Genomic DNA, 26977 nt, shown 5'->3' with positions numbered 1-26977 from the left:
TCAGTTTCAACTAGCGATCGTTGTAAGATTGCTTTCCCAATTAAGCGGGACAGGCTGTCGTTCCTCCTAGCAATGACGATCCTTCTGTTAGGTCTGTCAATGGTAAGCTTCTGTAAAACAAGGGTAACATTTCGACCAGAAGCAAGGGCACCAGGATTAACCTTTTCTAACAAAAAAGGGCTAAGTGCTTTATACACTTAACCCTTTAACCCTCAACCTGCTAACCTATTACCTTAAAAGATATATTTATTTGCTTCGATTAGCTGTTGTGCTACTCTCTGGCGTGCATCTTTAACATTAAATGGTTCCATTTTGGTAAAACGACGTAAGCCAACCAGCATCATTCGCTGCTCGTCCCCTTCGGCAAAAGCCCATAACGCTTCTTTACCCGCTTTACTAATACCATCAACAGCCTCTACCAGGTAAATCCGCAATAAATCAAGCTGACCTGCAACTGCTGCTTCGCCACGTATGGCAACCAGTTTTTCAGTCCTCAACAAGGCTGATTCGGCTACATACACATAACTGGCCATATCGGCAATATTCATTAAAATTTCCTGCTCCTTGCTTAAAGTCATCATCAGTTTCTGCACCGCAGCACCAGCCACCATTAAAGTTGCTTTTTTCAGGTTCGACAATACTTTTTTCTCTGCAGCAAATAAGGTGGTGTCTTCTTCACCAAAATCAGGGATACTCATCAGTTCTGCAGCAACTGCTGTAGCCGGAGTCATCAGATCTAATTCACCTTTCATGGCACGTTTAAGCATCATATCAACGGTAAGCAAACGGTTAATTTCGTTGGTACCTTCAAAAATCCGGTTAATACGGGCATCGCGATAGGCCCTGTCCATAGGTGCATCAGCAGAGAAGCCCATACCACCATAAATCTGTACGCCCTCATCTACTGCATAATCCAACGCTTCAGATCCCCAAACCTTTAAAATAGCACATTCAACAGCAAACTGTTCAACCGATTTTAATCTGGCCTTACCCGATTCCATTCCACCGGCAACCAGTTGATCGTAAGTATCGTCGATATTTTGTCCGGCGCGATAATTAGCAGCATCAACTGCATAAAGTTTAGAGGCAGTTTCGGCGATTTTATAACGGATGGCACCATATTTAGAAATTGGTCTGCCAAACTGAATCCTTTCGTTCGAATAATTAATCGCCGTACTTAATGTTGCTTTTGAAGCCCCAATTGCCGCAGCTGATAATTTGATACGGCCAATATTTAAAATGTTTACGGCGATTTTAAAACCATTTTCCCTATCGCTCAACATGTTTTCAACCGGCACCGCACAATCGTTAAAGAACACCTGGCGGGTTGATGAACCTTTAATACCCATTTTGTGTTCTTCAGGGTTCATGGTTATGCCACCAAATTCTTTTTCTACAATAAATGCAGTGAGGTTTTTATCATCGTCGATTTTGGCGAAAACAATAAAAATATCAGCAAAACCACCGTTGGTGATCCACATTTTTTGTCCGGTAATGATGTAATGTTTACCGTCTTCGCTCAGTTTAGCCTTGGTTTTACCCGAATTTGCATCAGATCCTGAATTAGGTTCTGTTAAACAATAAGCTGCTTTCCACTCACCCGAACCCAGTTTTGGAATATATTTTGCCTTTTGTGCTTCATTGCCATAATACAGAATGGGTAAAGTACCAATACCTGTATGGGCAGAAAGTGCAACGGCGAAAGAATGGCCTGCACCTACCACATCGGCAACCAACATAGAGGTATTAAAATTCTTACCGAAACCTCCGTATTCTTCAGGCACTGAAACTCCCAAAATACCCAGTTCACCTGCTTTGGTCAGCAACGAAGGCATTAACTCAGGGTCTTCCTGTTTATCAATTTTATCTAAGTTCGGATAAACCTCTGCTTCCAGAAAATCGCGACAGGTTTGTGCAATCATCTGCTGCTCTTCATCAAATTCTTCAGGGATAAATACTTCCTGATAAGTGGTGTCTTTAATTAAGAATTCGCCACCTTTAATTGTCTTTTTTTCAGTTGTTTCCATTGTTATGAGATTTGAGAAATGAGATTTGAGGCTTGCTCAAAAGTCAAGTCAATACTATTAAAGTAATCGTCATTGCGAGGAACGAAGCAATCCTAAAACGATCGCTGGTTAAACCAAAGCATTAAGATTGCTTCGTGCCTCGCAATGACGGTTTTGCGCGTTTACAACAATTCAAATATCCCCGCAGCGCCTTGCCCGGTTCCTACGCACATGGTAACCATTCCGTATTTTTTGTTTTGTCTTTTAAGTTCGTTCATGATTTGCACCGTTAATTTTGCTCCGGTACAGCCCAGTGGGTGACCTAATGCAATTGCACCGCCGTTTACGTTAATCACATCAGGGTTTAAATCAAGGGTTCTGATTACCGCTAATGATTGTGAAGCAAAAGCCTCATTGAGTTCAATCAGGTCGATATCTTCTTTTTTCAAACCAGCTTGTTTCAATGCTTTTGGAATTGCTTCAATCGGGCCAATGCCCATAATACGTGGCGGAACACCTGCAACACCATAGCTTACCAATCGGGCAATAGGCTCGGCATTTAACTCTTTCATTTTCTTTTCCGAAACCACCAAAACAAAGGCTGCCCCATCTGATGTTTGAGAAGAATTACCTGCAGTTACACTTCCAACTGCATCAAAAACCGGTTTTAGTTTTGCCAGCTTATCAAGCGTTGTATCTGCGCGCGGACCTTCATCTGTATCAACCACATAAGAACGGGTTTTCTTTTTCAGATTAGCATCCAGGTAATTTTCGTTTACGGTAATGGGTAGCAAACCATCTTTTAAATGACCGTTTTTAATCGCATGAACTGCTTTTTCGTGCGATTTTAATGAAAAGACATCCTGATCTTCACGACTTACTTTATACTCTTTGGCTACTGCTTCGGCGGTTAAACCCATTCCCCAGTACCAATCGGGGTTATTTTTGGCTACCTCGGCATTTGGCACCAGTTTCCAACCACCAAAAGGCATTCCGCTCATAACCTCTACACCACCTGCAATAATACAATCGGCCATTCCTGCCTTGATTTTAGCAACTGCAGTGGCAATGGTATCTAAACCTGATGCACAATACCGGTTAACAGTAACACCCGGAACTTTATCTGTATCAAGACCCATTAGCGAGATCATGCGGCCAATGTTTAAGCCCTGCTCAGCTTCTGGTGTAGCGTTACCTACTATTACATCATCAATTTGTTCGTTATCTAAATTCGGAACCGATGCCACCAAAGCTCTGATTACTTCCGCAGCTAAATCGTCGGCCCTTGTGAAACGGAATACACCGCGGGGTGCTTTGCCCACAGCTGTTCGGTATCCTGCTATTATATATGCTTCCATTGTTTTAGTATTTCTTATGGCTTAAAGCCTATATTATCTTTTTATTTTATGCCCCGTCATGCTGAACTTGTTTCAGCAACGCTCAGTAAAAAGCTCCTATATAAGATTGCTTCGTACCTCGCAATGACGAATGGGCTAATTCCTCAACGGTTTCCCTTTTGTAATGATACTCTGAATCCGCTCCAACGATTTTCTTTCACCTGCCAGCGATAAAAATGCTTCCCTTTCCAGATCAAGTAAATATTGTTCGGTAACTTCTGTAGGAGCAGATAAATCGCCTCCACACATTACATAACCCAGTTTCTCGGATATTTTCTTATCGTGTTCAGAAATGTAATGCCCGGCGTACATGCTGTTTGCACCGGCATAAACAATCCCCAAACCCTGTTTGCCTAAAACTTTGATATCATTACGCTGAACCGGTTTGGTATAACCCGCATCAGCAAGTTCAATGGCTTTTGCTTTCGCATCCGCTAACAGGCGGTTACGGTTCATAGAAATTGAGAATTTATCTTTTTGCAAATAACCCAACTCATAAGCCTCATAACCCGAAGTAGAAACCTTAGCCATACCAATGGTGAGGAAACGATCTTTCAGGGCATTCTGCACAATCTGATCATCTTTATACTCGTCAGACGCACGAAGCGCAAACTCTTTAGTACCACCACCACCAGGAATTACACCCACACCAAATTCTACCAGTCCCATGTAGGTTTCGGCCGAAAGCTGAACATGATCGGCATGTAAGCTAAACTCGCAGCCCCCACCCAACGTTAGGTTATGAGGCGCTACCACCACCGGAATAGAAGAGTAACGGATCCGCATTGATGTATTCTGGAACATGCGGATCGCCATATTCAACTCGTCCCACTCTTGCTCTACCGCCATCATAAAAATCATCCCCACATTGGCACCAGCCGAGAAATTAGCCCCATCATTACCGATAACCAAACCACGGTAATCTTTTTCGGCCATATCAATGGCTTTATTGATTCCCGAAATTACATCGCCACCAATGGTGTTCATTTTAGTATGGAACTCAACATTCAAAATGCCATCGCCCAGATCAATAATAGAAACACCTGAGTTTTTCCAAACCGTTTTATTTTCGCGAAGGTTGTCTAAGATGATAAACTCATCGGTGCCCGGTAGGGCTTTATAGGTTTTAGACGGAATATCATAATACTTTTTAACGCCGTTCTCTACTTTATAGAAACTCGTATTTCCGGCAGCAAGCATTTCATGTACCCAGCTGGCAGCTTTATTTCCATACTGCTCCATACCTTCAAGCGCTTCTTTAACACCCACGGCATCCCAAAGTTCGAATGGCCCAAGCTCCCAACCGAAACCTGCTCGCATGGCATCATCAATACGGTAGAGTTCATCAGAAATTTCAGGAATCCTGTCTGATACATATTCAAACAAACCAAAAGAAGAGTGGCGGAACAATTCGCCAGCTTTATCTTTTCCTTTGGCAAAAATCTTCATCCGCTCGCGCAGGTTTTCAACCGGCTTGGTCATTTCTAAAGTAGCCGATTTTACCTTTTGCTGAGGTTTGTATTCCAGCGTTTTTAAATCCAGTGCCAGGATTTCTGTTTTACCATCTGCCGATTTTGTTTTTTTATAGAAACCCTGCTGCGTTTTATCGCCCAGCCATTTGTTCTCTTCCATTTTTTGCACATAAGCCGGAAGCTTAAACAAATCGTGTGCTTTATCATCGGGACAATTATCATAAAGGCCTTTAGCCACCTTAATCATGGTATCCAAACCCACTACATCCGAAGTACGGAAAGTAGCCGATTTCGGTCGGCCTAAAGCTGGTCCGGTAAATTTATCGACTTCTTCTACAGTTAAATCCAGTTTTTCTACCAGATGCAACAGCGCCATAATCGAATATACACCTACCCTGTTGGCAATAAAGGCTGGGGTATCTTTACACAAAACAGTGGTTTTACCCAAAAATTTATCGCCATAATGCATTAAGAAATCAACGATTTCTGGTTTGGTATGCGGCGTTGGTATAATTTCGAGCAATTTGAGGTAACGTGGCGGATTAAAAAAGTGGGTTCCGCAGAAATTAGCTTTAAAATCTTCGCTTCTGCCTTCGGCCATTAAGTGAATGGGAATGCCCGAAGTGTTAGAAGTAATTAAGGTACCTGGTTTACGAAATTGCTCTACCTGTTCGAAAACCTTTTTCTTGATATCGAGATTTTCGACCACTACCTCAATTACCCAATCGTAAGCCGCAATTTTCGACATATCATCGTCGAAGTTTCCGGTTTTGATTTTATTTAATGCTTTTTTGGTATAAACCGGCGATGGATTTGTTTTAACAGCTGTTTGCAAAGCGGCATTTACAATCCGGTTTTTTACAGCTGGGTTATCCAGCGCTAATCCTTTTGCCTGTTCTTCTGGACTCAGCTCTTTTGGGGCAATATCCAATAGCAAAACCTCTACACCAATATTGGCGAAGTGGCATGCAATACGCGACCCCATAATACCCGAACCTAAAACAGCAACTTTATTAATGCTTCGTTTCATTACTTTATATATTTTTCTTTAGGCCTGATTAAACCTGTACAAAGTGAATTTATTTTGTTTCAGATTACGTCCTGATTAATCAACAGTATACGCTACCGTGATCTCATTTAGTTTTATCAATAGATTAATGAATGTTTCTTTTTCCTTTTTGGTAAAGTGTTCATCCAGATACTCGTTAAATTTGCGTACAACACCTTTGGCCAGCTGCTTTTTTTCTTTACCAAAATCGGTTAGGAAAACTTTTACAGAACGTTTATCGCCAACGGATGTTTCGCGATAAATGAGATTAGCCTCTTCCATATTATTTAACATGCGCGAAAGGCTGGTGGCTTTTACACCCAGCAGGGCAGCAAGGTTAGAAACAGCAGTACCCTCTTCGTCGTTAATGTTAATAAGCATATAACCAATAGCCTGGGTAATACCAAAACTTGAAGCCATTTGGTTATATTTATTAAACATGTTTTGCCAGGCAAACTTAACATGGTAATCTATTGTTTGTTGTTGTTTCATTCCTTAATTTATTATGCTTGCATAACAAAGCTAACGAATGTATTTTGTTAATGCAATAGAAAAAATCAAAATAATTGTCAAAATTTTCTTATTATGGAAACACACAAATGAAAACGACTTAATATGTTAAACATGAAGCAACTTCTCTTGTTCTGCTCCTTCCTTTTATGGGGCTTAATTTGTAAAAGTCAGGTATCTTACTTCGGTAATTCGGCTGCTGTTAGCCAGAAACTGGAGGTTTTTAAAAAGACAACCACCCTTTTTACACTGCAATATGCAGATTATGCAGAGCTTGAAAAATTTGATAAGGCCATTAAAAAGATCTGGACCATTACACCTTATAAAATTATTAAGCCCGAAGAACTATCTCGCTACGATACAGTGGCCAATTATTCTTTTTTCTATTTTGATGGCTATCCCGAAAAAGCAGAAGGCACAACAATAGCGAATATTGTGTATACATTGAAACTGGTAACACCCGGCAAAAAGCCCAGGCTAAAGGAAGAAAGTGTACTGGCAACGGTTACGCTTTTTGCAGACAGATCGACCAATATACTCGTTGAAATTCAAGACCAGCAGTATGGATCGCAAAAAAGCATTAAGAACTATCTTTTATCGAACCTTTACAACAAATCGCATTTCCAGAATTGGTCGCCGGGCTTTTTAAGTGGTTATTTAAAACAAATTAATGATGGATTACAGGCTGCAGAAAACCGTGGGATAGATTACCAGTTTTATAACCAAGTACGTTTGCCCCAACTAGCTAAAGAAACCTTGTATATCCCTGAATATATTAAAGCAGAATTTTCGTCGAAACTGGCTCTCCTACCACCATCGGGCATTGTTGCCGAACCTTACAATTACAAGCTGAAATTTGTATCGAACAAAGAACTTGATAGCTTAATCCTAAATCAGGATACGCCTGTTAAATATGTGATTTACACCCAACGTTCTGATGATAAAATTATCAGCGTTTACGACAGTAAGGATAATCAGATTATTTACCAGCGATTTTACCCAAATTTGCCAAATTTTGAGATGAACGATTTAAGCGAAATAAAAAAGACGATTCTGGGAATTAAATAAAGACGCTGAAACAAAAAAAGTCCCGGCTTGCACCGGGACTTTTTTATTTTTATTTAAAAACAGACTAGTAAAGGGTAAACTCTACACGACGGTTTTGCTGACGGCCAGCTGCTGTTTTATTTGTAGCAATTGGTTGGCCCATGCCATAACCTGTAGCTTCGATACGTGATGCATTTGCACCTTGCGATACTAAATAAGCTTTAACAGATTCTGCTCTGTCTTTCGATAAACGTAAGTTCAATTCTTTTGAACCGGTATTATCGGTATGACCAGCTAATTTTAAGCTGAAGTTTTTCTGAATTAATAAAGCTGCAACTCTGTTTAATGATGCATAAGATTTAGAACGGATAGTCGCTTTACCTAAATCAAATTCAAGATTTTTAATCGCTTCGTTAACCACTTTACGGTCTTCTTCGGTTACGATTACTTTCTCTACTACTTTTTCAGGAGTTTTTAACGGACAACCCGCTCCATCTACTACAGTACCAGAAGGTGTATCCGGGCATTTATCTAATTTATCAGCAACACCATCACCATCTGAATCTTTAAGCAAATCGCTCATTTCTGAACGTAGTTTTGCATTTTCAGCTTTCTGTGCATCTAAATCACTTTTTAAACCTTCAGCAGTTTGTTTTGCACTAACCGCTTCATCATAAGTTAAAGCAACCGGGTTGTGGAAAGCCAATTGTTTTCCGCTACCCAAAGCAAACTCTAAACCAGCATAAGCATAGTTGTATTTGTCATTTCCTCCTCTGTAATAACCATCTAAGTTATCACCATCAACAAAATTGATGGTCCAGCCTAAATCGAAGTTAACGGCATCCGAAATTCTAAATTTAGCACCTAAGCCTACCGGAATAATCAATTCCTGAATATTTTTGTCGCCAGCATACAAAGAAGTACCTCCTGCAGTGGTAATGGTTGGTTTGTAACCTGCAATACCCGCACCTGCAGAAGCATAAAGCTGTAATGCATTTTCTTTCTTAAACATATCGATGTTAAACATGTTTACTACTGCATTTAAACTTCCTGAATAGGCCAGCTGGGTATCGAAAGCTTTTACCGGCGAATTGTTTACCACACCACTTTCGTAAGGTTCAGTATTATCGCCTTTTAATTTACCGCGTACTCCATCTAAACGAAGTGAGAAATAAGGGGTAATTTGTTTTTTAATGTACAAACCATAACCAAAGCCAGATTTGTTATTGCTAAAATCGTTTTTTCCTCCAAGTGGCGAAAGCGGAGTTAATACACCAGCGTTAACACCCACAGACCATGTTCTGAAAGTAGCTGAACTTGCCGGCTTTTCCTGGGCAGAGGTAACCGATCCGATAAGCAATCCAGCTAAAGCAACTGGAAGCGTTCTTAATAGTTGTAATTTCATAGTTTTTATATATAACGTTGAAAAAGCGTTATTTAACTATTGCAATAGTTATACCAAAACCTACAAACAAGTAAAAATACTTATCAACTTTTCCACAACTTTAAAGAAAAAAACGGGTATTCAGTACTTGCCTTGCGCTATTTAACGTCTCCTGCAAATTTCCACCGGGTACTGAAATTTTCGGGCAGTTGCTGGTTGGTTAACAAAGCTCTAACCATTTCAACCGGCATGTTATTTTCGTGCAGTATCCTGTTGTGAAACTGAATATTTGTCATTTTACCACTCTGCACCAGTTCTTTATGTAAGGTCCTGAATTGGAGCCCGCCTAACATGTAACCAATTTGGTAAAGCGGACCATAACCTCCGGTAAAAGAGCGGCGTACCTCGGCTTCGGCATTGGCCCGTTCAAAACCTACGCGATCAACCAAAAAATCGATACATTGTTTAGGTGTCCATTTGCCCAAATGATAGTTCATAGAAAAGATGATTCGTGCGCAACGGTGCATGCGCCAAAAAAGCATTCCGATTTTATCTTCAGGCGATTTGGGGAAATTTTGATCCCAAAGCAACATTTCCCAATAAAGCGACCAGCCTTCAGTCCAGAAAGGTGTACTAAACACTTTGCGGTAAGGCTTGTACCGGCTTTGCATAAAATATTGCAGGTTATGCCCCGGAATAAGCTCGTGAAAAACTACAGCCCTTGAAAAATGCCTGTTATTGCCACGCAAAGTCATCATTTTAGCCTCTTCGCTCATATCTTCTGTTGGGTAGGCAATCAGCACAGATTCTCCACCCAGAAAAAACGGGGCAAACAATTGTTCTTTCGGGCTTAGCATTCTCATCTGCCAACCTTCTTTGGCCAGTGGCGGGATACTAATCAGGTTATGTTTTTCTACAAAATTGATGGCTTCGTTGGCCAGTTCGTAAACCAGTTCTGGCTGCTTGCCGAGTTCCGGATAATCGGTTTTTACTTTTTCGAGTGCTTTTTTCCAATCGTTACCAAAACCCATTTGTTGCGAGGCTTTGAGCATTTCGGCATCACACCAGGCAAACTCCCTCATGGCAATGGCTTCAATCTGCTCGGGTGTATAAGCAATCATCTCGTCTTTTAATTTGCTCAATAAAGCTGGGCGGCCTATCGGATTACCAATAATACCGCTACCATCATCTACCGCATTAGAAAGCCGGCCAATTTTACCCAGTACATCAGCATAAGCCTGCAATGCACTGGCTACTTCAGGGTAAACTCCTTTTGTAGCCCTGGTAAATTGCGGATCGTAACCATCGTAAAATTTATAAGCTTCGGTAAATACGGCTAAGTATTGATTCACGGTTTGCTGTGCCCAAAAAGCCTGCATTGGTGTAACGATCAAATCTTTCTTCTCCACCGCTTTTGCAGTTTTCCTGATATTGTCTCGCAGCTGTTCAAATTGTAGCTGCACAGTTTTGCCATCCTGCTGTTGACCAACTCTGCGCTTTGCTTCAAAATCAATCAATGATTGGGCAAAAGGCAAAGTAAAAGTGCTGGTTTTAAATTCGGCGTAATTCTGTTGCAAACTGGCTGAATCTGAACGGATATCGCGTTTGAGCAAAATATAATCTACCCTTTCGTTTACCGTGAGCTTATTAAAAGGTAATGCGCTTAATTGTTTCTGCCAACCTACATAAAATTGTGCCATCCGTTTAAAATATTCCTCTGCACGTTTGAGGTTATATTTCCGGTTAAACATGGTTTTATCTGACTGATATTGGTTAATCAGCGGACTTACCAGACTGGCCTCATTGGTTTGGGCCTGCAATTTTAAAGTGATTGTTAAAAGTAAAAACAGGGAGCAAAGTTTGCGCATAGCAATAGATGGTTTGGGTTAGCTGACGCAATATAAAGAAACAGTAAGAATCGGCCATAAGGAAGCAATGTAACTTATTGAAGATATTCTGCCCTGGCCCGCTATAAAATAGTTACACGCAAGGCTTTTAAGCCACTTAAACCTTGCAGATCTTCCAGATCAAGATCTTCGGTTTCAGCACCTAGCACTTCTGTTTCCTGCAGGTATTTTACAAAAGGAAGGTAGTCTTCTATATCTCTTTTATTGAAGTAGATCAAGGCCAGTTTCTCGGGTTGGGTAAGCCGCTCTTCAGAGTTGCGAATAAGTACTTTGTCGATTCTTTTTTTAATCATCTGGTACCGGATGTTGTAGGCGCCTTCTACATCAAACTTTCTTTCATCAATCCTAAAACTGATATCGATGGGGTGATTGTGGATAAAAATCAACTGGGTAGTAGCCAGTTTTACAGGCAGATCGGGTTGGCGTTGCCGCACCATTTTAGCTATCGCTGCCATTGATGAAAGTTGCCACAAACGCAGGTTCTTCAGGTGAAAATGATTGAAAATCCGGTCGGGAGCAATAGACTGCCCTATGTAAATATCGTATTCCACACCGTCTGTCCTGAATTTTTCGAAATAGCAGGGAAATGACTCCTGCAATTTTTCGCGTTCGGCTTCGAAATAATTGTTAATATCGGTATTAATCAGTTGCATAGCAGTTTCTAAAGCCTGCCGGTTTTTGTACACCTCGCCACCCTGAACAGCAATTCTTTCGAGGTATTGACCGATAATCTTTTTCGTATGGGGATGCGATTGAGAAATGAGCTTTAAATAATCGCTGGTTTCTTCGTTGAGGAAAATATTGAGGCTGTTCTCATCGGTTGTATTCAGTTCTTCGCTCTGCAAAGTATTATTCCATTTGTTGCAGTTAAAGATAATTTCGACCAGTAAGGCATCGCTATAGGTTTTACTGAGTTGCTGGAGTGTATCTTGGAGCAGGCTCAGGTGCAGATTAAGATCGGCTTTGCTCGCCAGATTTCTTTCGGTGGTAGAGTTTCTGATATCTATTGCCCCATAAAATGGATAAACGTCTGTAAAGCTGATATCCTCCGTGCGCAGGGGCAAATTCTTTTTCTTATCGTGCAGGTAATGCCAGGCAGCTTCGTTAAATTTCCATTGTACAGCCGGTTGTATTGATGTATATTTCTCTTTGATGATGTTTTCGATCTCGAGATTAAATTCATCAATATAAACCTGCAACAGCTGGGCAATGGGTGCCAGTACCTGTTCCAATAGCGTAATTTTCTTTTCGTCGAAAGTTTCACCAACCCAGGTATGCATGCCTAACACGCCCACTAATACCTGATTATGAAATACGGGTAAAAGCGCCATCGATTTTACATTGAGTTCTCTAAACCGCTCTAGCCAGGGAAACATTTCCCTGCTTTCGGCCCAGATATCGGGCGAATAAAAGGAATTGGGGTTTGCCGCATAGCCCTCGGCAATTTGCTGAAAAGCTTCAGGACTTAAGGTTTCTTCTCCCCATACCGAGAAAAGTAATCCGCTTCCTCCTTTTACGTAACCATAAACCATCTTATTGTTAACCCTTACAAAAGGAAAAAGATCGAACTGGATATTGGCATTTTTGACGAGGACTTTAAGCGATTGAATGACCTCTGAATAAGCCACACCCTCATTACCCGGAGCACGGCTTAACCTTACGGCTTTAATATTTTCTACTGCCTGCCTTGCGGTTACATCGGTAATGGTTAGTACCGAAATCCCCCTGAATTCGAAAAGCGACAGGGGCAGTACCTGCTGCAATTTATCCAGTCCCGATGCTTCATTCAGGTATTGTTCCAACTCCCTGTAACTCAGTTCGGGCAAGGTTTGTTTAGCTTTTACTTCAATAAAGGCTGTATTTACGCCGATGTTAAAATAACCCGGCAAGCCCGTATCTAAGTTGGTAACTGAATGGTATTTTTCCTTTAACGGAGTATGAAAAGCATACAGTTGGTTCAGAATAAACGCATATATAAAATGTAGCCGATCCCAGGGTTGCTGTTGGGGTGTTCTCGAGCCGGCAAAAGTTTTGTAATCTTTTTCTTCCTGCTCCAACAATTCGTACATCAGCGCTGTACCGTAAAAAGTAATGGGCTGCATAGGTGCACAAAGACCCCAGGCCTGTTGATCTTCGGCCAAGGGTGCCGGCGATAGACAGGCATACACATGCTCCAACAGCAATTCGTGCTGGTAAATATCTTCAAGTGCAATTACCTGATTATCGATTCCCTGCTTCTCAAATTCTTTTAAAGCATTTCGATAAAGTGCCACCCTTACCGTTTGCTCTTCTTTGATTTTCAGGCGCAGGTATTGAATAAAAGGACCAAAAGAGATGGCCGCATCTACATCAGGCAAATCCGGATAATTGAGGGCAAGATTAAATATGCGCTTCTTCATCTCTTTAAATTTTAAATCAGGCAGTCAGCAATCCAAATGATACCAGATTGCCAATAGCTAAGATAAAAAATTGAAGCGATATTCAGCTACCAGCCAATGGCCTTATCATCCCCTCGGGGATCTGCCCCCCCCTGATAGTTCCCCCATGGGGTCCTCAGAATGGCATCTACCCTGCCGATTGATCCTCTTGGTACAATATGATAACCTTTGGCCTTTAATTTTTGAGTAGCCAGGCTATCAATTGCCTCTTTTTCTACATACACTTCGTCGGGTAACCACTGGTGGTGAAATTTCTTAGCTGCTACTGCCTGTTGCATGGACATGCCGAAATCAATTACATTAATAATGGTTTGAAACACCGAAGTAATGATGGTCGAACCTCCCGGGGTACCCACAACCATAAACAATTTCCCATCTTTTTCTACAATGGTTGGTGTCATAGAGCTTAACATTCTTTTATTTGGCGCAATGGCATTGGCTTCGCCACCAACCAAACCATACATATTTGGTGCACCGGGTTTAACCGAGAAATCGTCCATTTCGTTGTTAAGCAGAAAGCCTGCTCCTTTTACTGCAACTAAGGACCCATAAGAGCCATTTAAGGTTGTGGTAATCGAAACTGCATTGCCATAGCGATCTACGATTGAAAAATGCGTGGTTTCCTCATGCTCTTTTCCTTTAATTTCGCCGGCCAGTACTGCACTACTTGGTGTTGCAGCAGCCCAGTTAAAGTTTGCCATCCGGTTTTTATTGTAGGCCGCATCTAATAACTGTTGTTGCGGAACGGCATAAAAATCGGGATCGCCTAAATGTGTAGCCCGATCAGCATATACCCGCCTTTCAGCTTCCACAATTACCTGCACCGTTGAATCGGCATTATGTCCCCATTTTTTTAAGGGATAAGGCTCTACCGACTGGAGTAACTGGATTAAAGCAATGCCACCGCTACTGGTTGGCGGCATGGTAATAATTTTATAGCCTTTGTAATTGCCTGTAGTGGGTTTGCGCCAGGTGGCATGGTAGTTTTTTAAATCTGCTTTGGTAATTAAGCCCTTACCGCGTTGCATTTCGGCTACAACCGAATCGGCTACCGCACCTTCGTAAAAACCAGCTCTACCTTTTTCCTGGATCAGTTTTAAAGTATTGGCCAATTCTTGTTGTACAAGTACATCATTTTCCTGCCAGGTGTGCTCTAAATTTACAAGTGCAGTTCCGTTGGGATTAAAATCCATCAACTTTCTGTGCAAGCTGTTCAGTTCGCTGGCCTGGCGGTTGGTAATTTTAAATCCACCGTGTGCTAAATCTATTGCTGGTTGCAGCACCTGTGCCCAACTCAACTTTCCGTATTTTTTATGCGCTTCGACCATGCCATCAACAGATCCCGGCACGCCTGCAGCCAGATGTCCGTACAGGCTCTTATCTACAATCGGATTACCTGAAGCATCCAGATACATATCCCTGCTTGCTGCTGCCGCTGCTTTCTCTCTAAAATCTAAAGCATTTGTTTCACCGTTTGCCCCTCTGTATACCATAAAACCACCGCCACCAATATTACCGGCATTGGGGTAAACAACGGCAAGGGCAAACTGCACCGCAACAGCGGCATCAACTGCATTGCCTCCTTTTTTTAAAATATCGACCCCAACCTGCGAAGCTTCGGGATGGGCAGAAACCACCATGCCGTTTTTATATTCGCCACTGTTGTTCTTGCCTAATTGCCCGGTTACACAACCCGCCAATAAAACAACTACGCTCAGGCAGGTTAACGATCTTTTTAAATTATTGAGCGGCTTTATAGTTTTCAGCATCTTTATATATCTTTTCAATTACTTCGTTATTTTTCTCGGTAATTACTTTTCTTTTCAAGCTTAATTTTGGTGTAAGTTCACCACCATCAATACTCCACTCTTTAGGTAATAAAGCAAATCTTTTTACCTGTTCCCATTTACCAAAACCCGCGTTTGCTGCTTCAATAACCTCGTTATATTTAGCTAAAACCTGCTCGTTTTTAATGAGGTCTTCTATTGCCGTAAAGCTAATGCCTTTTCGACCTGCCCACGTTTTTAAGGTTTCGAAGTTAGGTACGATAAGCGCTGAAGGGAATTTCCTGTTCTCTCCCAAAACCAATATCTGTTCGATAAAGATCGATTCTTTATATTTATTTTCCAGCATCTGTGGTGCCACATATTTACCACCTGCTGTTTTAAACATTTCTTTTTTACGGTCAGTAATCTTTAAAAAGCGGCCATCTACCAGCTCGCCAATATCGCCTGTATGGAACCAGCCCTCCTGGTCTATTGCCTCACTGGTTAAATCGGGACGGTTGTAATAGCCTTTCATTACCTGGTGTCCGCGCGTTAACACTTCGCCATCTGCTGCAATTTTAACTTCTACACCTTTAATTACTTCGCCAACGGTGCCAAACATGGTACCACCAAAATGGTTTACAGTAATTACCGGCGAAGTTTCGGTTAAACCATAGCCTTCGAAAACCGGCATACCAGCTGCCCAGAAAATCCTGGCTAAACGCGGATTTAATGCTGCTCCTCCGGATACAATTACCACAATTTCTCCGCCCAAAGCTTCCTGCCATTTTTTAAATACCAGTTTACGGGCAATACCCAGTTTTAAATTATACCAGGCACCTGCGTTAACCGAATATTTCTCGGCCAATGCAACCGACCAGAAGAAAATCCCTCTTTTAACACCAGTTAAAGCCTTCCCTTTCTCCATAATCTTATCGTACACTTTTTCGAGCAGTCGGGGAACGGTAGAGAACGCATTAGGTTTTACATGCTGAATATCGGCAACAATGGTTTCCATGCTTTCGGCGTAATACACTGCAGTGGAGTTGAACAGATACAAATAAATGATCATCCGTTCGAAAATATGTGATAGGGGCAAAAAGCTCAGCCCTTTTTTAACGCCTTCGGGTATTACTACCGATGAATTTACAAAGTTGGCCACCAGGTTATTGTGCGTAAGCATCACCCCTTTAGGTGTACCTGTTGTACCAGATGTATAAATCAAAGTTAAAACATCTTCAGGTTCAACTTTTGCGCGGTAATCGTCGAGATTGATCTCTGTAGCAGACTTTCCTTCGGTTATTAATACATTCCAGTTTTCTGCTTCGGCAATTTCATTAAAACTGTAAATCTTAATGGCTGGATTGATGGCATCTGCACAGGGTTTTATTTTTTTATACAATTCTTCATCTGCTACAAATACGATCGAAATCTCAGCGTCCTTTAATATGAATTGAATATCGTGTTCGGCCAGCGTTGGGTATAATGGAATCTGGTAAGCCCCGATCTGGTTGGCGGCAAAATCGGCAATGTTCCATTCTGGCCTGTTGTGCGACATTACAGCCACTCTCCCGCCCTTGTTAATACCTTGTTTAATTAATCCGCGGCTTAAATTATCTACCGCTGTACAAAAATCGGCTGTACTATAATTTATCCATTTACCTTTAATTTTTCCGCTGATGAATTCCTGCTTAGGATTTTCGAGGCTATATTTCAAAAGATCAAAAACCCGTTTAATTTCTGCCGCCATATGAATTGTTATTATTTGGTTAAGTTAAAAAATCAATCATAAAGATTGATCATTATGTGCCTCTTTAATTAAAATAATACATCCTGCTTAGCCAAAAGCTGTATTTATTCTCATCAAAAATTTAAAATTAAACTTAGCAATTACAAAATTACTATGCAAGCATTGTTTTTTAATCGTTCCGGATTTTGACCTTAAAAACAGAAACGGCATTAAAGTTGTTAGGCTGATAATTATTTTACAAAAACATATCAATTATGAAAAAGTTATTTACAATTTTAGGATGCATTGCATTATTCGCACTGAGTACAACAAACGTTAAAGCTCAAAACTATAAAACCGGATTAGGTTTAGGTATCGATTTTGGCGATGGTGCTACATTGGTAGGCCCATCCATCAGACATCACTTTAGTCCAAAAGCTGCTATTCAGGGCGATGTTTTATTTGGTGGTAATTCTACAATTATCCAGGGATTTTTACAGTACAATTCTTCTATTCCAGGCGCAAGAGGCTTAGATTGGTATCTAGGTGGTGGTCCGTCAATTCAATTGTATGATGGTGGCTCTAACTTTTTCCTGGTTCCGATGGTTGGTTTAGATTATAAATTCAGCGGGGCACCATTGGCTTTGGCTTTAGATTGGAGACCAAGGATTTATTTGGGCAGCAACGACAGTGATTTTAATGCCGGCAGATTTGGTTTAGGCTTTAGATATACTTTCTAGACAATGGCAGCGCATTAGCGCTAAGCATAAAAAAATCCCGTAAGAAATTAATCTTACGGGATTTTTTTATGCCCTAGTGAGCGCTGTTAACAGAAACTGTTAACTAAACTCCTGTCCATTTTTTCAATACTGCTTTCTGAGCGGCTGTTGCATTTTCGTTAACAGTTGCCTTCAAGCGTACATTCGGGTTTTCTTTCAGGGTTAAAGAAATTTCTTTCTCCAGGCCATCGCGTTTAACTTTAAGTTTCAGCACATCGCCAATATTCTTTTTAGCTACCAATGGCAATACATCTAATGATAAAGCCGGGCTTTTTAACCTGATAGTTGAAAGGGCATCGCTCAGTGAAGTATCATCTAAGGCCAGTACCACATCATTAACATTTAATCCACTAATCCAGGCAGCAGAATTTCTTACCGTAGCCGTAATGGTTAAACCCTCGCTGCTGAGCTGTCCGCTGGCACCAGTAACAGGTTTTCCCGGAGTGGCATTTTCGGTCGAAACATCAACACCTGCATAGCCGAAATATTTTACGTACTCTACATCATCTACACCGTTAACATATTTCGCCCAGAAATTGGTAAAACTAATTCCAGATATTTTTTCAACCATGGCTTTAAATTCGGCATCTGTATAGCCGCGTTTTAAAGTTTTGCATTGCAGGTACATGGCTTTCATCACATCATCCAAACTTTTAGCACCTTTTGTGGCGTTAATAATTTCAAGATCCATCAAAATACCAATCACCTCACCTTTATTGTAGTAAGAAATCGAATTGTTTTTTGAGTTCTCGTTCGGACGATACCCGATGATCCAGGCGTCATAACTAGAAGAAGCGGCCGACTGGTATTTGGCACCAGGAGTATTTAAAACCGTACCTACACCTCCTGCCAAATCTTTCAAAAATTCGTTTACATCAGTAAAACCTGCACGGTGTAAATATTTATTCTCGTAATAAGAGGTAAAACCTTCGGCCACCCAAAGGTTAGTGGTGTAATTCTCGTTATCGTAATCGAAGGGGCCTAATGCAACCGGACGCAAACGTTTCACATTCCAAAGGTGGTGATATTCGTGTGCAACCAAACCTAAAAAGCCTTTATAACCTTCGGCGGTATTGTAGGCATTTCTGGTTGCCCCCAATGTAGTAGAGTTTAAATGCTCTAAACCACCACCACCTTTTAAAAAGTTATGTACAATAAAAAGGTAGTATTTATTTGGGTTTTCGCCATAAACAGCAGTTTCTTTCTCTACAATTTTAGCCATATCTACTTTAAGTTTTTCTTTATCGTAGTTACCACCACCGTACATGGCCACTTCATGGCGAACACCCGCAGCAGTAAACTCAAAAGTATCCTGGTTACCTACTTCAATCGGGCTATCATATAAAATATCAAAATCGCTTGCTTTATAGGTAAACTGCTCGCCTGCAACCGGAGTTAGGCCTGTAGAAACTTTAGACCAGGTATTAAAAGGAATAATCTTAACCGTACTTGGCGATTTAACCATTCCGTCAGGATGCATAAAAATTGCCGTAGGCGATAAAAATGCATGCGAGTCATCGATAAATGCTGTACGAACAGAAATTTCGAATGCATAAACACGGTAATTGATCTGAATATCTTTCGCTTTTGCCGAAAAGATCCTCCAGATATTTTTCCTCACTTTTTCTACTTTAACCTCTTTGCCTGCTGCAGTAGCTTTGAACTCTTCCACGCTTTTTTCAAATTCGCGAACCAGGTAAGAACCAGGGGTCCATACCGGCATTTTTACATCAACATAATCCTTTGCCAGGCCAGAAATATTCATCTGCACCTCTGCGTAATGTGCTTGCGGCTCTTTAAAAGAAACCTCAAAGCCTATTTTTACCTGCGCCTTCGCTGCCATAATACACGTTAGTAGTAAAACTAAACTTAAAATTGATTTTTTATTAAACATATTCACTTGCTTTGCTGCAAATTTAGATTTATTGATGGGTTTTCACTATGAAATAGCTAAATGTGATGTAAAATTTTCATTGTATCATGGTTGATGGTTAATGGTCTTTTGGTCGGCCAAACTATAAACGTCAACCATAATTCTTGCCTTTAACTAAGTTGTAGCATATAAATGCCAATTACATCTTGTTTACGAGGGGTTAACTCCCCTCTGAAAACTGCAAACTCCAAACTATAGCGCTGTAACATCCTTAATACAACAAATTTAGGACTAAACTATTTGGATATTTTTGCGCTCTAATGCTAGGGTATTAATGCTATTTTAATGTCCGGAACACGCACGACACAAATTTAAACATGAAGAAAAGGTATATTTTTTATGCTGTTTTAGCTCTGGGCCTGGCCTATCTGGTATATTACAGAATTAACGCAAACAAAAAACTAGAGGGAAAAGGCGGAGCATCTGCCGGTGCAGGAAAAGGTAAAGCAGGTGGTAAAGACGGCAAATCGGCACCGCTTGTGGTAGATGGTATTATAGTAAAACCGGTATCGTTTAATAACGACCTGGAAGTAACTGGTGCCATCGAAGCCAATGAATCGGTTGTGTTAAAAAGTGAAGTATCGGGGTTGGTTACCGGCATTTATTTCCAGGAAGGCACCACGGTATCAAAAGGAAGTGTGCTGGTAAAGGTAAACGACAGAGATATACAGGCGCAATTGCAGGATGCGTTAACGAAACAAAAACTTTCTGCCACTAATGAAAACCGGGCAAAACAATTGCTGGCTAAGGGGGCAATCAGTCAGGAAGAATACGATACGGCCCTGGCAGATTTAAAATCTTTACAGGCGCAAGCGCAATTAATCAGGGCACAACTGGCAAAAACGACTATCCGGGCACCTTTTACCGGCCGGGTGGGTTTACGCAGCATCTCTGCCGGAACCTATTTAACACCTGCCACGGTAATTGCCAATCTGGTGAGCACCAATCCGGTTAAGGTTACCTTCTCCGTACCAGAGAAATATGCCGGTCAGGTTAAAATAAGTTCTGAAATTATTTTTACTACCGATGGTTCTTCAAAAGAGAACAAAGGAAAAGTATATGCTATAGAACCTGGTATTAATGCCACTACGCGTACTTTACAAATCAGGGCTTTGGCACCAAATGCCGATAATGCACTGTTGCCTGGCTCATTTGCCAAAATTAAACTGGCCTTAAATACGCTTCAAAATGCTATTCTGATCCCTAACGAAGCCGTTATTCCGGTGTTAAAGGGTAAAATTGTTTATATCCAGAAAGATGGCAAAGCACAGGAAGTTAAAGTAGAAGCAGGCACCCGTACCGATGAAAACATTGTGATTACTTCGGGATTAAAAGCAGGCGACACCGTTTTAACCACAGGCTCGATGGCTTTGAAGAAAGATGCGCCGGTTAAAGTTCATTTGGTTAAAGAATAATTATGAGTATCTCCACCACGAGTATAAAAAGGCCCGTTCTGGCCATTGTGATGAACCTGTTGATTGTTCTCTTCGGGATAATCGGCTATACCTTTCTGGGGGTGCGCGAGTATCCTTCTATCGATCCAACGGTGGTTTCGGTAAGAACCTCTTACCCTGGTGCCAACTCAGATATCATTGAATCGCAGATTACTGAACCGCTTGAAAAATCAATCAACTCGATTGATGGGATCAGGAATATTTCCTCGTCCAGTAACCAGGGAGCCAGCAACATCACCATTGAGTTTAACCTCGATAAAAACATTGAAGAGGCGGCCAATGATGTTCGTGATAAAGTTTCGCAGGCCGCCAGAAACCTTCCTAAAGATATTGACGGGCTACCGGTTGTAAGTAAGGCCGATGCCAACTCTGATCCGATTTTATCGATGACGATCCAGAGTGATAAACGCAATACACTTGAGTTAAGTGATTTTGCCGAAAACGTAATTGCCGATCGTATTCAAACCATTCCGGGCGTAAGTAGTGTTCAAATTCAGGGGCAGCGTAAATATGCCATGCGCATTTGGATGGACCCAAATAAACTGAGCGCTTATGGCTTAACCTCGCAGGATATTGTTACCGCTTTGGATAACGAGAACGTAGAACTTCCCTCGGGAAAAATTACCGGCGCAACGACCGAACTTACGGTAAAAACCCTTGGTAAATTAACCAACGAAAACGAGTTTAATAACCTGATCCTGAAATCAGACAGCAACCAGGTAATTAAATTAAAGGATGTGGGTTATGCCGTTTTAGGTCCCGAGAACGAGGAGACTGTTTTACGCGAATCAGGCAGGCCGATGGTGGCCATTGCCATAATCCCGCAACCGGGAGCCAATTACCTCGATATCAGTAAAGAATTTTACAAACGTTTCGACAAATTAAAGGCCGATATTCCACAAGACATTAAATTAAAAGTAGCCTTAGACAATACGCTTTTCATTAAACGTTCGGTTACCGAAGTTGCCGAAACCATCGGTTTATCGCTGGTACTGGTAATTTTAATTATTTACCTGTTTTTTAGAGACTGGGCCATCGCTTTCAGGCCGTTGATTGATATTCCGGTATCACTTATTTTTACGTTCTTTATCATGTATGCCTTTGGCTTTTCGATAAACGTATTGAGTTTACTGGCCATTGTACTGGCAACAGGTTTGGTGGTGGATGACGGGATTGTAGTTACCGAAAATATCTTCAAAAAGGTAGAAGAAGGCATGTCGCCCTTTGAAGCTGCCATAAAAGGATCGAACGAAATCTTTTTTGCTGTAATTTCGATCTCCATTACGCTGGCGGCAGTGTTTTTACCGGTAATTTTCTTACAAGGATTCGTAGGGCGTTTGTTCAGGGAGTTTGGCGTGGTAATCGGGGCTGCCGTATTGGTATCAGCCTTCGTTTCACTTACCCTTACACCGATGCTTAATGCTTACCTGATGAAGAAAGGAGGGCATAAACCATCGCGTTTCTACAACTGGACTGAACCTTATTTTGTAAAATTAAACGATGCCTACGAATCGAATCTGAATAAATTTTTAGATAAAAGATGGCTTTCAGTACCGATTATCCTGGTGTGTATGGGCCTTATTTTCCTTTTCTGGAAGATATTACCCAAAGAAACCGCTCCCTATGATGACCGCAGTGCCATCAACATTAACGTATCTACACCCGAGGGAGCTTCTTTTGCCTATACCGATAAGTTTATCATGAAACTGAACCAGTTGGTGATCGATTCTGTTCCCGAAAAGAATGTAAACATTACCATTAGCTCACCAAGTTTTGGTGGTTCGGGTGCTGTAAACTCAGGTTTTGTGCGTATGGGCTTAACCGATCCGGAAACACGTGAACGTTCGCAAAAAGACATTGCAGACATGCTGACCCGGGTTACCAAAAAATACACCGAAGGAAAAACCATTGTGAGCCAGCAGCCTACCATTTCTGTTGGTCGCCGGGGCGGTTTACCCATTAGTTACATTATTCAGGCACAAAATTTTGAAAAGCTACGCGAGAAAATCCCATTGTTTATGGATGCAGTAGCCAAAGACCCTACATTTACCGTTTCGGATGTGAACCTGAAATTTAACAAGCCGGAAATTAACCTGACCATCGACCGCGATAAAGCCAAAAATCTGGGGGTTTCTATTTCGGCCATTGCACAAACCTTAAATTTAGGTTTAAGCGGACAAAGGTTCTCTTACTTTTTCATGAATGGAAAACAGTATCAGGTAATTGGCCAGTTCGATCGCGGTGACAGAAAAGATCCTTTGGATTTGAGTTCGGTCTACGTACGTAATGACAAAGGCGAACTGGTTCAGCTCGATAATGTGGTTACTGATAAAGAAGAAAGCAGCCCGCCACAATTGTACCGCAACAACCGTTTTATTGCCGCTACGGTTTCGGCAGGTTTAGCGCCGGGTAAAAGTATTGGCGAAGGCATCGACGCCATGGATGCAATCTCGAAAAAAGTATTAGACGAAACCTTCTCAACCGATTTGAGTGGCGAATCGCGCGATTTTAAAGAAAGTTCATCTAACACCTTCTTTGCCTTTGGCCTGGCTTTGTTACTGGTTTATTTAATCCTTTCGGCACAATTTGAAAGCTTTAAAGATCCGATTATTATCATTTTAACTGTACCTATGGCCGTTGCCGGGGCATTTTTATCGCTCTGGTTATGTGGCCAAAGCTGGAATATCTTCAGCCAGATTGGTACCATTATGCTCATTGGTCTGGTAACTAAAAACGGTATCTTAATTGTAGAATTTGCCAACCAGCTTAAAGAAAAAGGCATGGCCATTCCGGAAGCCATCAGAGAAGCTGCCGTTTCGCGTTTACGCCCTATTTTAATGACCAGTTTGGCTATTGCCATTGGTGCCTTGCCTATTGCACTTGCTTTGGGTGCTGCGGCAAAAAGCAGAATGAGTATGGGAACCGTAATTGTGGGTGGTACCTTGTTCTCATTGGTATTAACGCTGTTTGTAATCCCTGCCATTTATTCGTATTGGGCCAAACCTTACAAACCGAATAAAGAATTAAAAGAAGCGCATCGTTTTGAACAGGAAGCTTTACATATAGAAGAATAAGATGAGCAAGAAATTAAGAATATTTATCCTGCTGATAAGCTTATCGCTTTCGGGTTTTGCACAAGAAAAGCTAAGCCTGCAACAGGCCATTACCATTGCTTTACAGAATAACTACGATATCAAAATCAGCAAAAACCAGATCGACATTGCAAAAAACAATGCCAATATCGGTAATGCAGGTATGCTGCCTAACCTCACCGGAAGTTATACCAACGGAGGGAGCATCCAAAATACACGGCAAACGCCTGCAACCGGGCCGGATAGGGTAATTACGGGTGCTAAAAGCACCAATAACAGTTATGGTGCCGATTTAAACTGGACCATTTTTGATGGTTTTAGCATGTTTGCCAATTACGACAGGCTGAAAGAACTGCAAAAACAAGGTGAACTGAATGCCCGCTTAACCATTTTAACTACCGTAGCTGATGTAATTACGGCTTATTACGATGTGGTAAGGCAACAACAGCTGGTTATCGCGGCTGATAGTGCTATGGATGTTTCCGTTTTGCGCGCTAATATTGCCAAAACAAAATTACAACTCGGCCGTGGCTCAAAACTGGATGTATTAAGCGCACAGGTAGATTACAATACAGATACTTCAAGCTATTTACAGGCTAAAAACACTTTGCAGGTTGCCAGGGTACGTTTAAACCAGTTAATGGTGAGGGATATCAGCACTTCTTTTTCGGTAGAAAATAAAATTGAGGTAGATAAAGGTATTTCGTTTAGTAAAATGGCCGAACTAGCCGGGCAGCAGAACCCCAATGTGCAGAACGCCTTTATTAATCAGCGCATTGCTGCTTTAAATCTAAAATCGATCCGCGGGGCCAGGTACCCATCGGTAAGCTTAAATTCGGGTTACAGCAGGGCAAACAGTACCAGTCCAACAGGCTTTAACCAAAAATTTGCTGCAAACGGATTTACCTATGGGGTTACCGCAAGTATTAATTTGTTTAATGGTTTTTTACAGCGCCAGCAAGAGCGTAATGCAAAAATAGAGATCGATAACTCGGCCATTACCCTGAATAAAACCAAGCTGGATGTAAACGCACAATTGCTTACTGCCTACGAAAATTACAACACCTACCTGGATTTGATTAAGCTTGAGCAGCGAAATGTAGATATTGCCAAAGAAAACCTGGATATTACCTTAGCTAAATACCGATTAGGCAGCATTGCCCCTTTAGAACTGAGAGAAGCACAACGCAATGCAATTGATGCACAAAACCGCTTTATCGAGATGCAATACCAAGCCAAAATAGCAGAAACCACATTAAAAACAATTAGTGGAAGTATTGATTTATTAAACTAAATTTATAACAATGATTTGCTAACCTGGATGGTTACCTCCTTAAAATCGTGATTAGGCAGTTACTGTTGAATTTTGGCAATAAAACATTTAAATATTACAATTGCTTGTTAAAAAATATAAACTACTGATTAAAAACCATTAGTAAATTTATATTGAGGTTAAAATACTGCCAATAAGCGTTAAAATGAAGTAACGAAATTATTGAATGTTTAAAATTTTGTAATAAATCTTTATATTTAATCCATGATACTTGTTGCAGATAGTGGCTCATCAAAAACGGATTGGATGGGCTATCACAATGGCGAAACTATTAAGTTTAGTACGCCGGGAATAAACCCTTATTTTTTAAGTGAGCAAGAAATTGCCAGGTTAATTTCTAAAAACGAGTCCTTAATCCAATATGCAGATGAGGTTAAAGAAATTTACTTTTTCGGCGCAGGTTGCTCATCTCCCGATAAACACGAGGTGGTTTCGAACGGGTTATCAACTATTTTTACCAAAGCTTTTATTTCTGTAGACCATGATCTTTTAGGGTCTGTTTATGCTACATGTGGAAATGCTGAAGGCTTAAACTGTATTTTAGGTACCGGTTCAAACATTTGTTATTTCGACGGGAAGAAAATCCATGATGGCCACCATGGCTTAGGTTATGTTTTAGGCGATGAGGGCTCAGGTACCTTCTTTGGAAAAAAAGTATTGTTAAGCTATCTGTACAATAAAATGCCTTCAAATTTAGCTGCAGAATTTAAAAAGACATTCCCCGCAGAAAAGGAGCAGATTATTACCAATGTGTACCAAAAACCCTTTCCAAACATCTATTTAGCAGGTTTTAGCCGCTTCATGGCCAACCATAAAGACCATCCTTTTATTCAGGAAATATTAAGAAAAGGCTTTCAGGAATTCGTAGATACCAACATTAAGGATTACCCCAAACATAAAAATGTACCCTGCCATTTTGTAGGTTCAATAGCCTATTATTACCAGGATGCACTCATTTCGGTATTGGTAGAAAATGGCATCGAACCCGGTAAAATATTACAAAAACCGATCGATGAACTGTTTAATTTCATTTTGCATAAAGAAGGCATCATACAACAAGCCAGTTAAAGCAAAACTTATATTGTGGCTATAAATAAAAGGCTATATATAAATTGTTAAAATATGCTTAAGATTGTAAACATAACGCAACAAACATTTGTTATAGTTTTAAGGGCATATAATTGCTAACACATATGAAGAGAATACTGGTAGTAGATGATGATATTGAGGTTTTAGAAACCATACAATTGATATTGGAAATTGGGGGATTTAAAGTTTCGGCATTAAATGACGGAGAAGAAATTTTTAACCGCATAGCACAGTTTAATCCTGATTTGATCTTACTTGATATTTCACTGGGACATATAGATGGCCGTATTTTGTGCGAACAGTTAAAATCTATAGAAAGCACTTCGAAAATTCCGATTTTATTGATTTCAGGATTATATGATCCAAAGGATTTTACAACTTTGAATTACGGTCAGGATGATTTCTTATCGAAACCCTTCCAGATGGATGTGTTGCTGAAGAAAATTTCAAAGATCCTTTCCTTAGAAGAAGATCAACCTAGTTTTCTTTTAAACTAAGCGTAACATACACGATTTTAAAGCCAAAAAATGTAGCATTTTTTGGCTTTCTTTTTTTCTCTTCTTCCATCATCCATTCCCCTCTCCCATCCTCCC

The 26977-nt window shown here is 40.8% G+C and carries 17 protein-coding genes; 7 read left to right on the top strand and 10 right to left on the bottom strand.

Annotation, left to right across the window (positions count from 1 at the left end):
- Nucleotides 1-233: 233 nt before the first annotated feature.
- The 4 genes from HWV58_RS10675 to HWV58_RS10660 all read right to left on the bottom strand — a co-directional run bounded on the left by HWV58_RS10675 (nt 234) and on the right by HWV58_RS10660 (nt 6415).
- Complete coding sequence (locus tag HWV58_RS10675; RefSeq protein ID WP_175634098.1) at nt 234-2027, bottom strand: acyl-CoA dehydrogenase family protein; 1794 nt, start codon at nt 2025-2027, stop codon at nt 234-236.
- Between the two features lie 161 nt (nt 2028-2188).
- Complete coding sequence (locus tag HWV58_RS10670; RefSeq protein WP_175634097.1) at nt 2189-3364, bottom strand: acetyl-CoA C-acyltransferase; 1176 nt, start codon at nt 3362-3364, stop codon at nt 2189-2191.
- Nucleotides 3365-3499: 135 nt separating this feature from the next.
- A complete protein-coding gene (locus HWV58_RS10665; protein ID WP_175634096.1) occupies nt 3500-5905 on the bottom strand; it encodes a 3-hydroxyacyl-CoA dehydrogenase/enoyl-CoA hydratase family protein in 2406 nt (801 codons plus the stop codon).
- Nucleotides 5906-5980: 75 nt separating this feature from the next.
- A complete protein-coding gene (locus tag HWV58_RS10660) occupies nt 5981-6415 on the bottom strand; it encodes a MarR family winged helix-turn-helix transcriptional regulator (RefSeq protein ID WP_175634095.1) in 435 nt (144 codons plus the stop codon).
- A 132-nt stretch (nt 6416-6547) separates the two neighbouring features.
- On the opposite strand from HWV58_RS10660, the gene HWV58_RS10655 reads away from it, so the two are divergent.
- Entirely contained in the window at nt 6548-7501 is a 954-nt protein-coding gene (locus HWV58_RS10655) for a hypothetical protein (RefSeq protein WP_175634094.1), read from the top strand.
- Between the two features lie 64 nt (nt 7502-7565).
- Here the strand turns inward: HWV58_RS10655 and HWV58_RS10650 are convergent, their stop codons facing one another.
- The 5 genes from HWV58_RS10650 to HWV58_RS10630 all read right to left on the bottom strand — a co-directional run bounded on the left by HWV58_RS10650 (nt 7566) and on the right by HWV58_RS10630 (nt 16725).
- On the bottom strand, nt 7566-8885 hold the full coding sequence (locus HWV58_RS10650) for a DUF6089 family protein (RefSeq protein ID WP_175634093.1): 1320 nt from the start codon (nt 8883-8885) through the stop codon (nt 7566-7568).
- Between the two features lie 137 nt (nt 8886-9022).
- Nucleotides 9023-10732 carry a DUF885 family protein gene (locus tag HWV58_RS10645; RefSeq protein ID WP_217706980.1) on the bottom strand — a complete coding sequence of 570 codons (1710 nt, stop codon included), beginning with the start codon at nt 10730-10732 and terminating at the stop codon, nt 9023-9025.
- A 101-nt stretch (nt 10733-10833) separates the two neighbouring features.
- A complete protein-coding gene (locus HWV58_RS10640; protein WP_175634092.1) occupies nt 10834-13170 on the bottom strand; it encodes a GAF domain-containing protein in 2337 nt (778 codons plus the stop codon).
- 86 nt (nt 13171-13256) lie between these two features.
- Nucleotides 13257-14978 carry a gamma-glutamyltransferase gene (ggt, locus tag HWV58_RS10635; RefSeq protein ID WP_175634091.1) on the bottom strand — a complete coding sequence of 574 codons (1722 nt, stop codon included), beginning with the start codon at nt 14976-14978 and terminating at the stop codon, nt 13257-13259.
- On the bottom strand, nt 14950-16725 hold the full coding sequence (locus HWV58_RS10630; RefSeq protein WP_175634090.1) for an AMP-dependent synthetase/ligase: 1776 nt from the start codon (nt 16723-16725) through the stop codon (nt 14950-14952). Before HWV58_RS10630 ends, ggt begins: the two co-directional genes overlap by 29 nt.
- A 254-nt stretch (nt 16726-16979) precedes the next feature.
- Here HWV58_RS10630 and HWV58_RS10625 point away from each other — a divergent pair, with 254 nt between their 5' ends.
- Nucleotides 16980-17444 carry a hypothetical protein gene (locus tag HWV58_RS10625; protein WP_175634089.1) on the top strand — a complete coding sequence of 155 codons (465 nt, stop codon included), beginning with the start codon at nt 16980-16982 and terminating at the stop codon, nt 17442-17444.
- 103 nt (nt 17445-17547) lie between these two features.
- Here the strand turns inward: HWV58_RS10625 and HWV58_RS10620 are convergent, their stop codons facing one another.
- On the bottom strand, nt 17548-19326 hold the full coding sequence (locus HWV58_RS10620) for a M61 family metallopeptidase (RefSeq protein ID WP_235972704.1): 1779 nt from the start codon (nt 19324-19326) through the stop codon (nt 17548-17550).
- A gap of 407 nt (nt 19327-19733) precedes the next feature.
- On the opposite strand from HWV58_RS10620, the gene HWV58_RS10615 reads away from it, so the two are divergent.
- The 5 genes from HWV58_RS10615 to HWV58_RS10595 all read left to right on the top strand — a co-directional run bounded on the left by HWV58_RS10615 (nt 19734) and on the right by HWV58_RS10595 (nt 26881).
- Nucleotides 19734-20831, top strand: coding sequence for an efflux RND transporter periplasmic adaptor subunit (locus HWV58_RS10615; protein WP_175634087.1), 1098 nt, complete (start codon nt 19734-19736; stop codon nt 20829-20831).
- 2 nt (nt 20832-20833) lie between these two features.
- The gene (locus HWV58_RS10610) at nt 20834-23944 is read left to right on the top strand and encodes an efflux RND transporter permease subunit (protein WP_175634086.1); all 3111 of its coding nucleotides are present in this window, start codon (nt 20834-20836) and stop codon (nt 23942-23944) included.
- Nucleotide 23945: 1 nt separating this feature from the next.
- Nucleotides 23946-25256 (top strand): TolC family protein, encoded by a 1311-nt coding sequence (locus tag HWV58_RS10605; RefSeq protein WP_175634085.1) that lies wholly within the window; start codon nt 23946-23948, stop codon nt 25254-25256.
- A 243-nt stretch (nt 25257-25499) separates the two neighbouring features.
- Complete coding sequence (locus tag HWV58_RS10600; RefSeq protein ID WP_235972703.1) at nt 25500-26363, top strand: N-acetylglucosamine kinase; 864 nt, start codon at nt 25500-25502, stop codon at nt 26361-26363.
- A 125-nt stretch (nt 26364-26488) separates the two neighbouring features.
- Complete coding sequence (locus HWV58_RS10595) at nt 26489-26881, top strand: response regulator (RefSeq protein WP_039471507.1); 393 nt, start codon at nt 26489-26491, stop codon at nt 26879-26881.
- Nucleotides 26882-26977 lie beyond the last annotated feature (96 nt).

Origin of the sequence: Pedobacter ghigonis, from assembly GCF_903166585.1 — a bacterium.
Classification (GTDB): Bacteria; Bacteroidota; Bacteroidia; order Sphingobacteriales; family Sphingobacteriaceae; genus Pedobacter; species Pedobacter ghigonis.
Note: the sequence above shows the minus strand (reverse complement) of the source record. Positions and strands in the feature narration are given on the sequence as shown.

Excerpts from the sequence above, each read along its gene's own strand:
- HWV58_RS10675 (WP_175634098.1), bottom strand. The coding sequence starts at position 2,027 with ATGGAAACAACTGAAAAAAAGACAATTAAAGGTGGCGAATTCTTAATT.
- HWV58_RS10670 (WP_175634097.1), bottom strand. The coding sequence starts at position 3,364 with ATGGAAGCATATATAATAGCAGGATACCGAACAGCTGTGGGCAAAGCA.
- HWV58_RS10665 (WP_175634096.1), bottom strand. The coding sequence starts at position 5,905 with ATGAAACGAAGCATTAATAAAGTTGCTGTTTTAGGTTCGGGTATTATG.
- HWV58_RS10660 (WP_175634095.1), bottom strand. The coding sequence starts at position 6,415 with ATGAAACAACAACAAACAATAGATTACCATGTTAAGTTTGCCTGGCAA.
- HWV58_RS10655 (WP_175634094.1), top strand. The coding sequence starts at position 6,548 with ATGAAGCAACTTCTCTTGTTCTGCTCCTTCCTTTTATGGGGCTTAATT.
- HWV58_RS10650 (WP_175634093.1), bottom strand. The coding sequence starts at position 8,885 with ATGAAATTACAACTATTAAGAACGCTTCCAGTTGCTTTAGCTGGATTG.
- HWV58_RS10645 (WP_217706980.1), bottom strand. The coding sequence starts at position 10,732 with ATGCGCAAACTTTGCTCCCTGTTTTTACTTTTAACAATCACTTTAAAA.
- HWV58_RS10640 (WP_175634092.1), bottom strand. The coding sequence starts at position 13,170 with ATGAAGAAGCGCATATTTAATCTTGCCCTCAATTATCCGGATTTGCCT.
- ggt (WP_175634091.1), bottom strand. The coding sequence starts at position 14,978 with ATGCTGAAAACTATAAAGCCGCTCAATAATTTAAAAAGATCGTTAACC.
- HWV58_RS10630 (WP_175634090.1), bottom strand. The coding sequence starts at position 16,725 with ATGGCGGCAGAAATTAAACGGGTTTTTGATCTTTTGAAATATAGCCTC.
- HWV58_RS10625 (WP_175634089.1), top strand. The coding sequence starts at position 16,980 with ATGAAAAAGTTATTTACAATTTTAGGATGCATTGCATTATTCGCACTG.
- HWV58_RS10620 (WP_235972704.1), bottom strand. The coding sequence starts at position 19,326 with ATGGCAGCGAAGGCGCAGGTAAAAATAGGCTTTGAGGTTTCTTTTAAA.
- HWV58_RS10615 (WP_175634087.1), top strand. The coding sequence starts at position 19,734 with ATGAAGAAAAGGTATATTTTTTATGCTGTTTTAGCTCTGGGCCTGGCC.
- HWV58_RS10610 (WP_175634086.1), top strand. The coding sequence starts at position 20,834 with ATGAGTATCTCCACCACGAGTATAAAAAGGCCCGTTCTGGCCATTGTG.
- HWV58_RS10605 (WP_175634085.1), top strand. The coding sequence starts at position 23,946 with ATGAGCAAGAAATTAAGAATATTTATCCTGCTGATAAGCTTATCGCTT.
- HWV58_RS10600 (WP_235972703.1), top strand. The coding sequence starts at position 25,500 with ATGATACTTGTTGCAGATAGTGGCTCATCAAAAACGGATTGGATGGGC.
- HWV58_RS10595 (WP_039471507.1), top strand. The coding sequence starts at position 26,489 with ATGAAGAGAATACTGGTAGTAGATGATGATATTGAGGTTTTAGAAACC.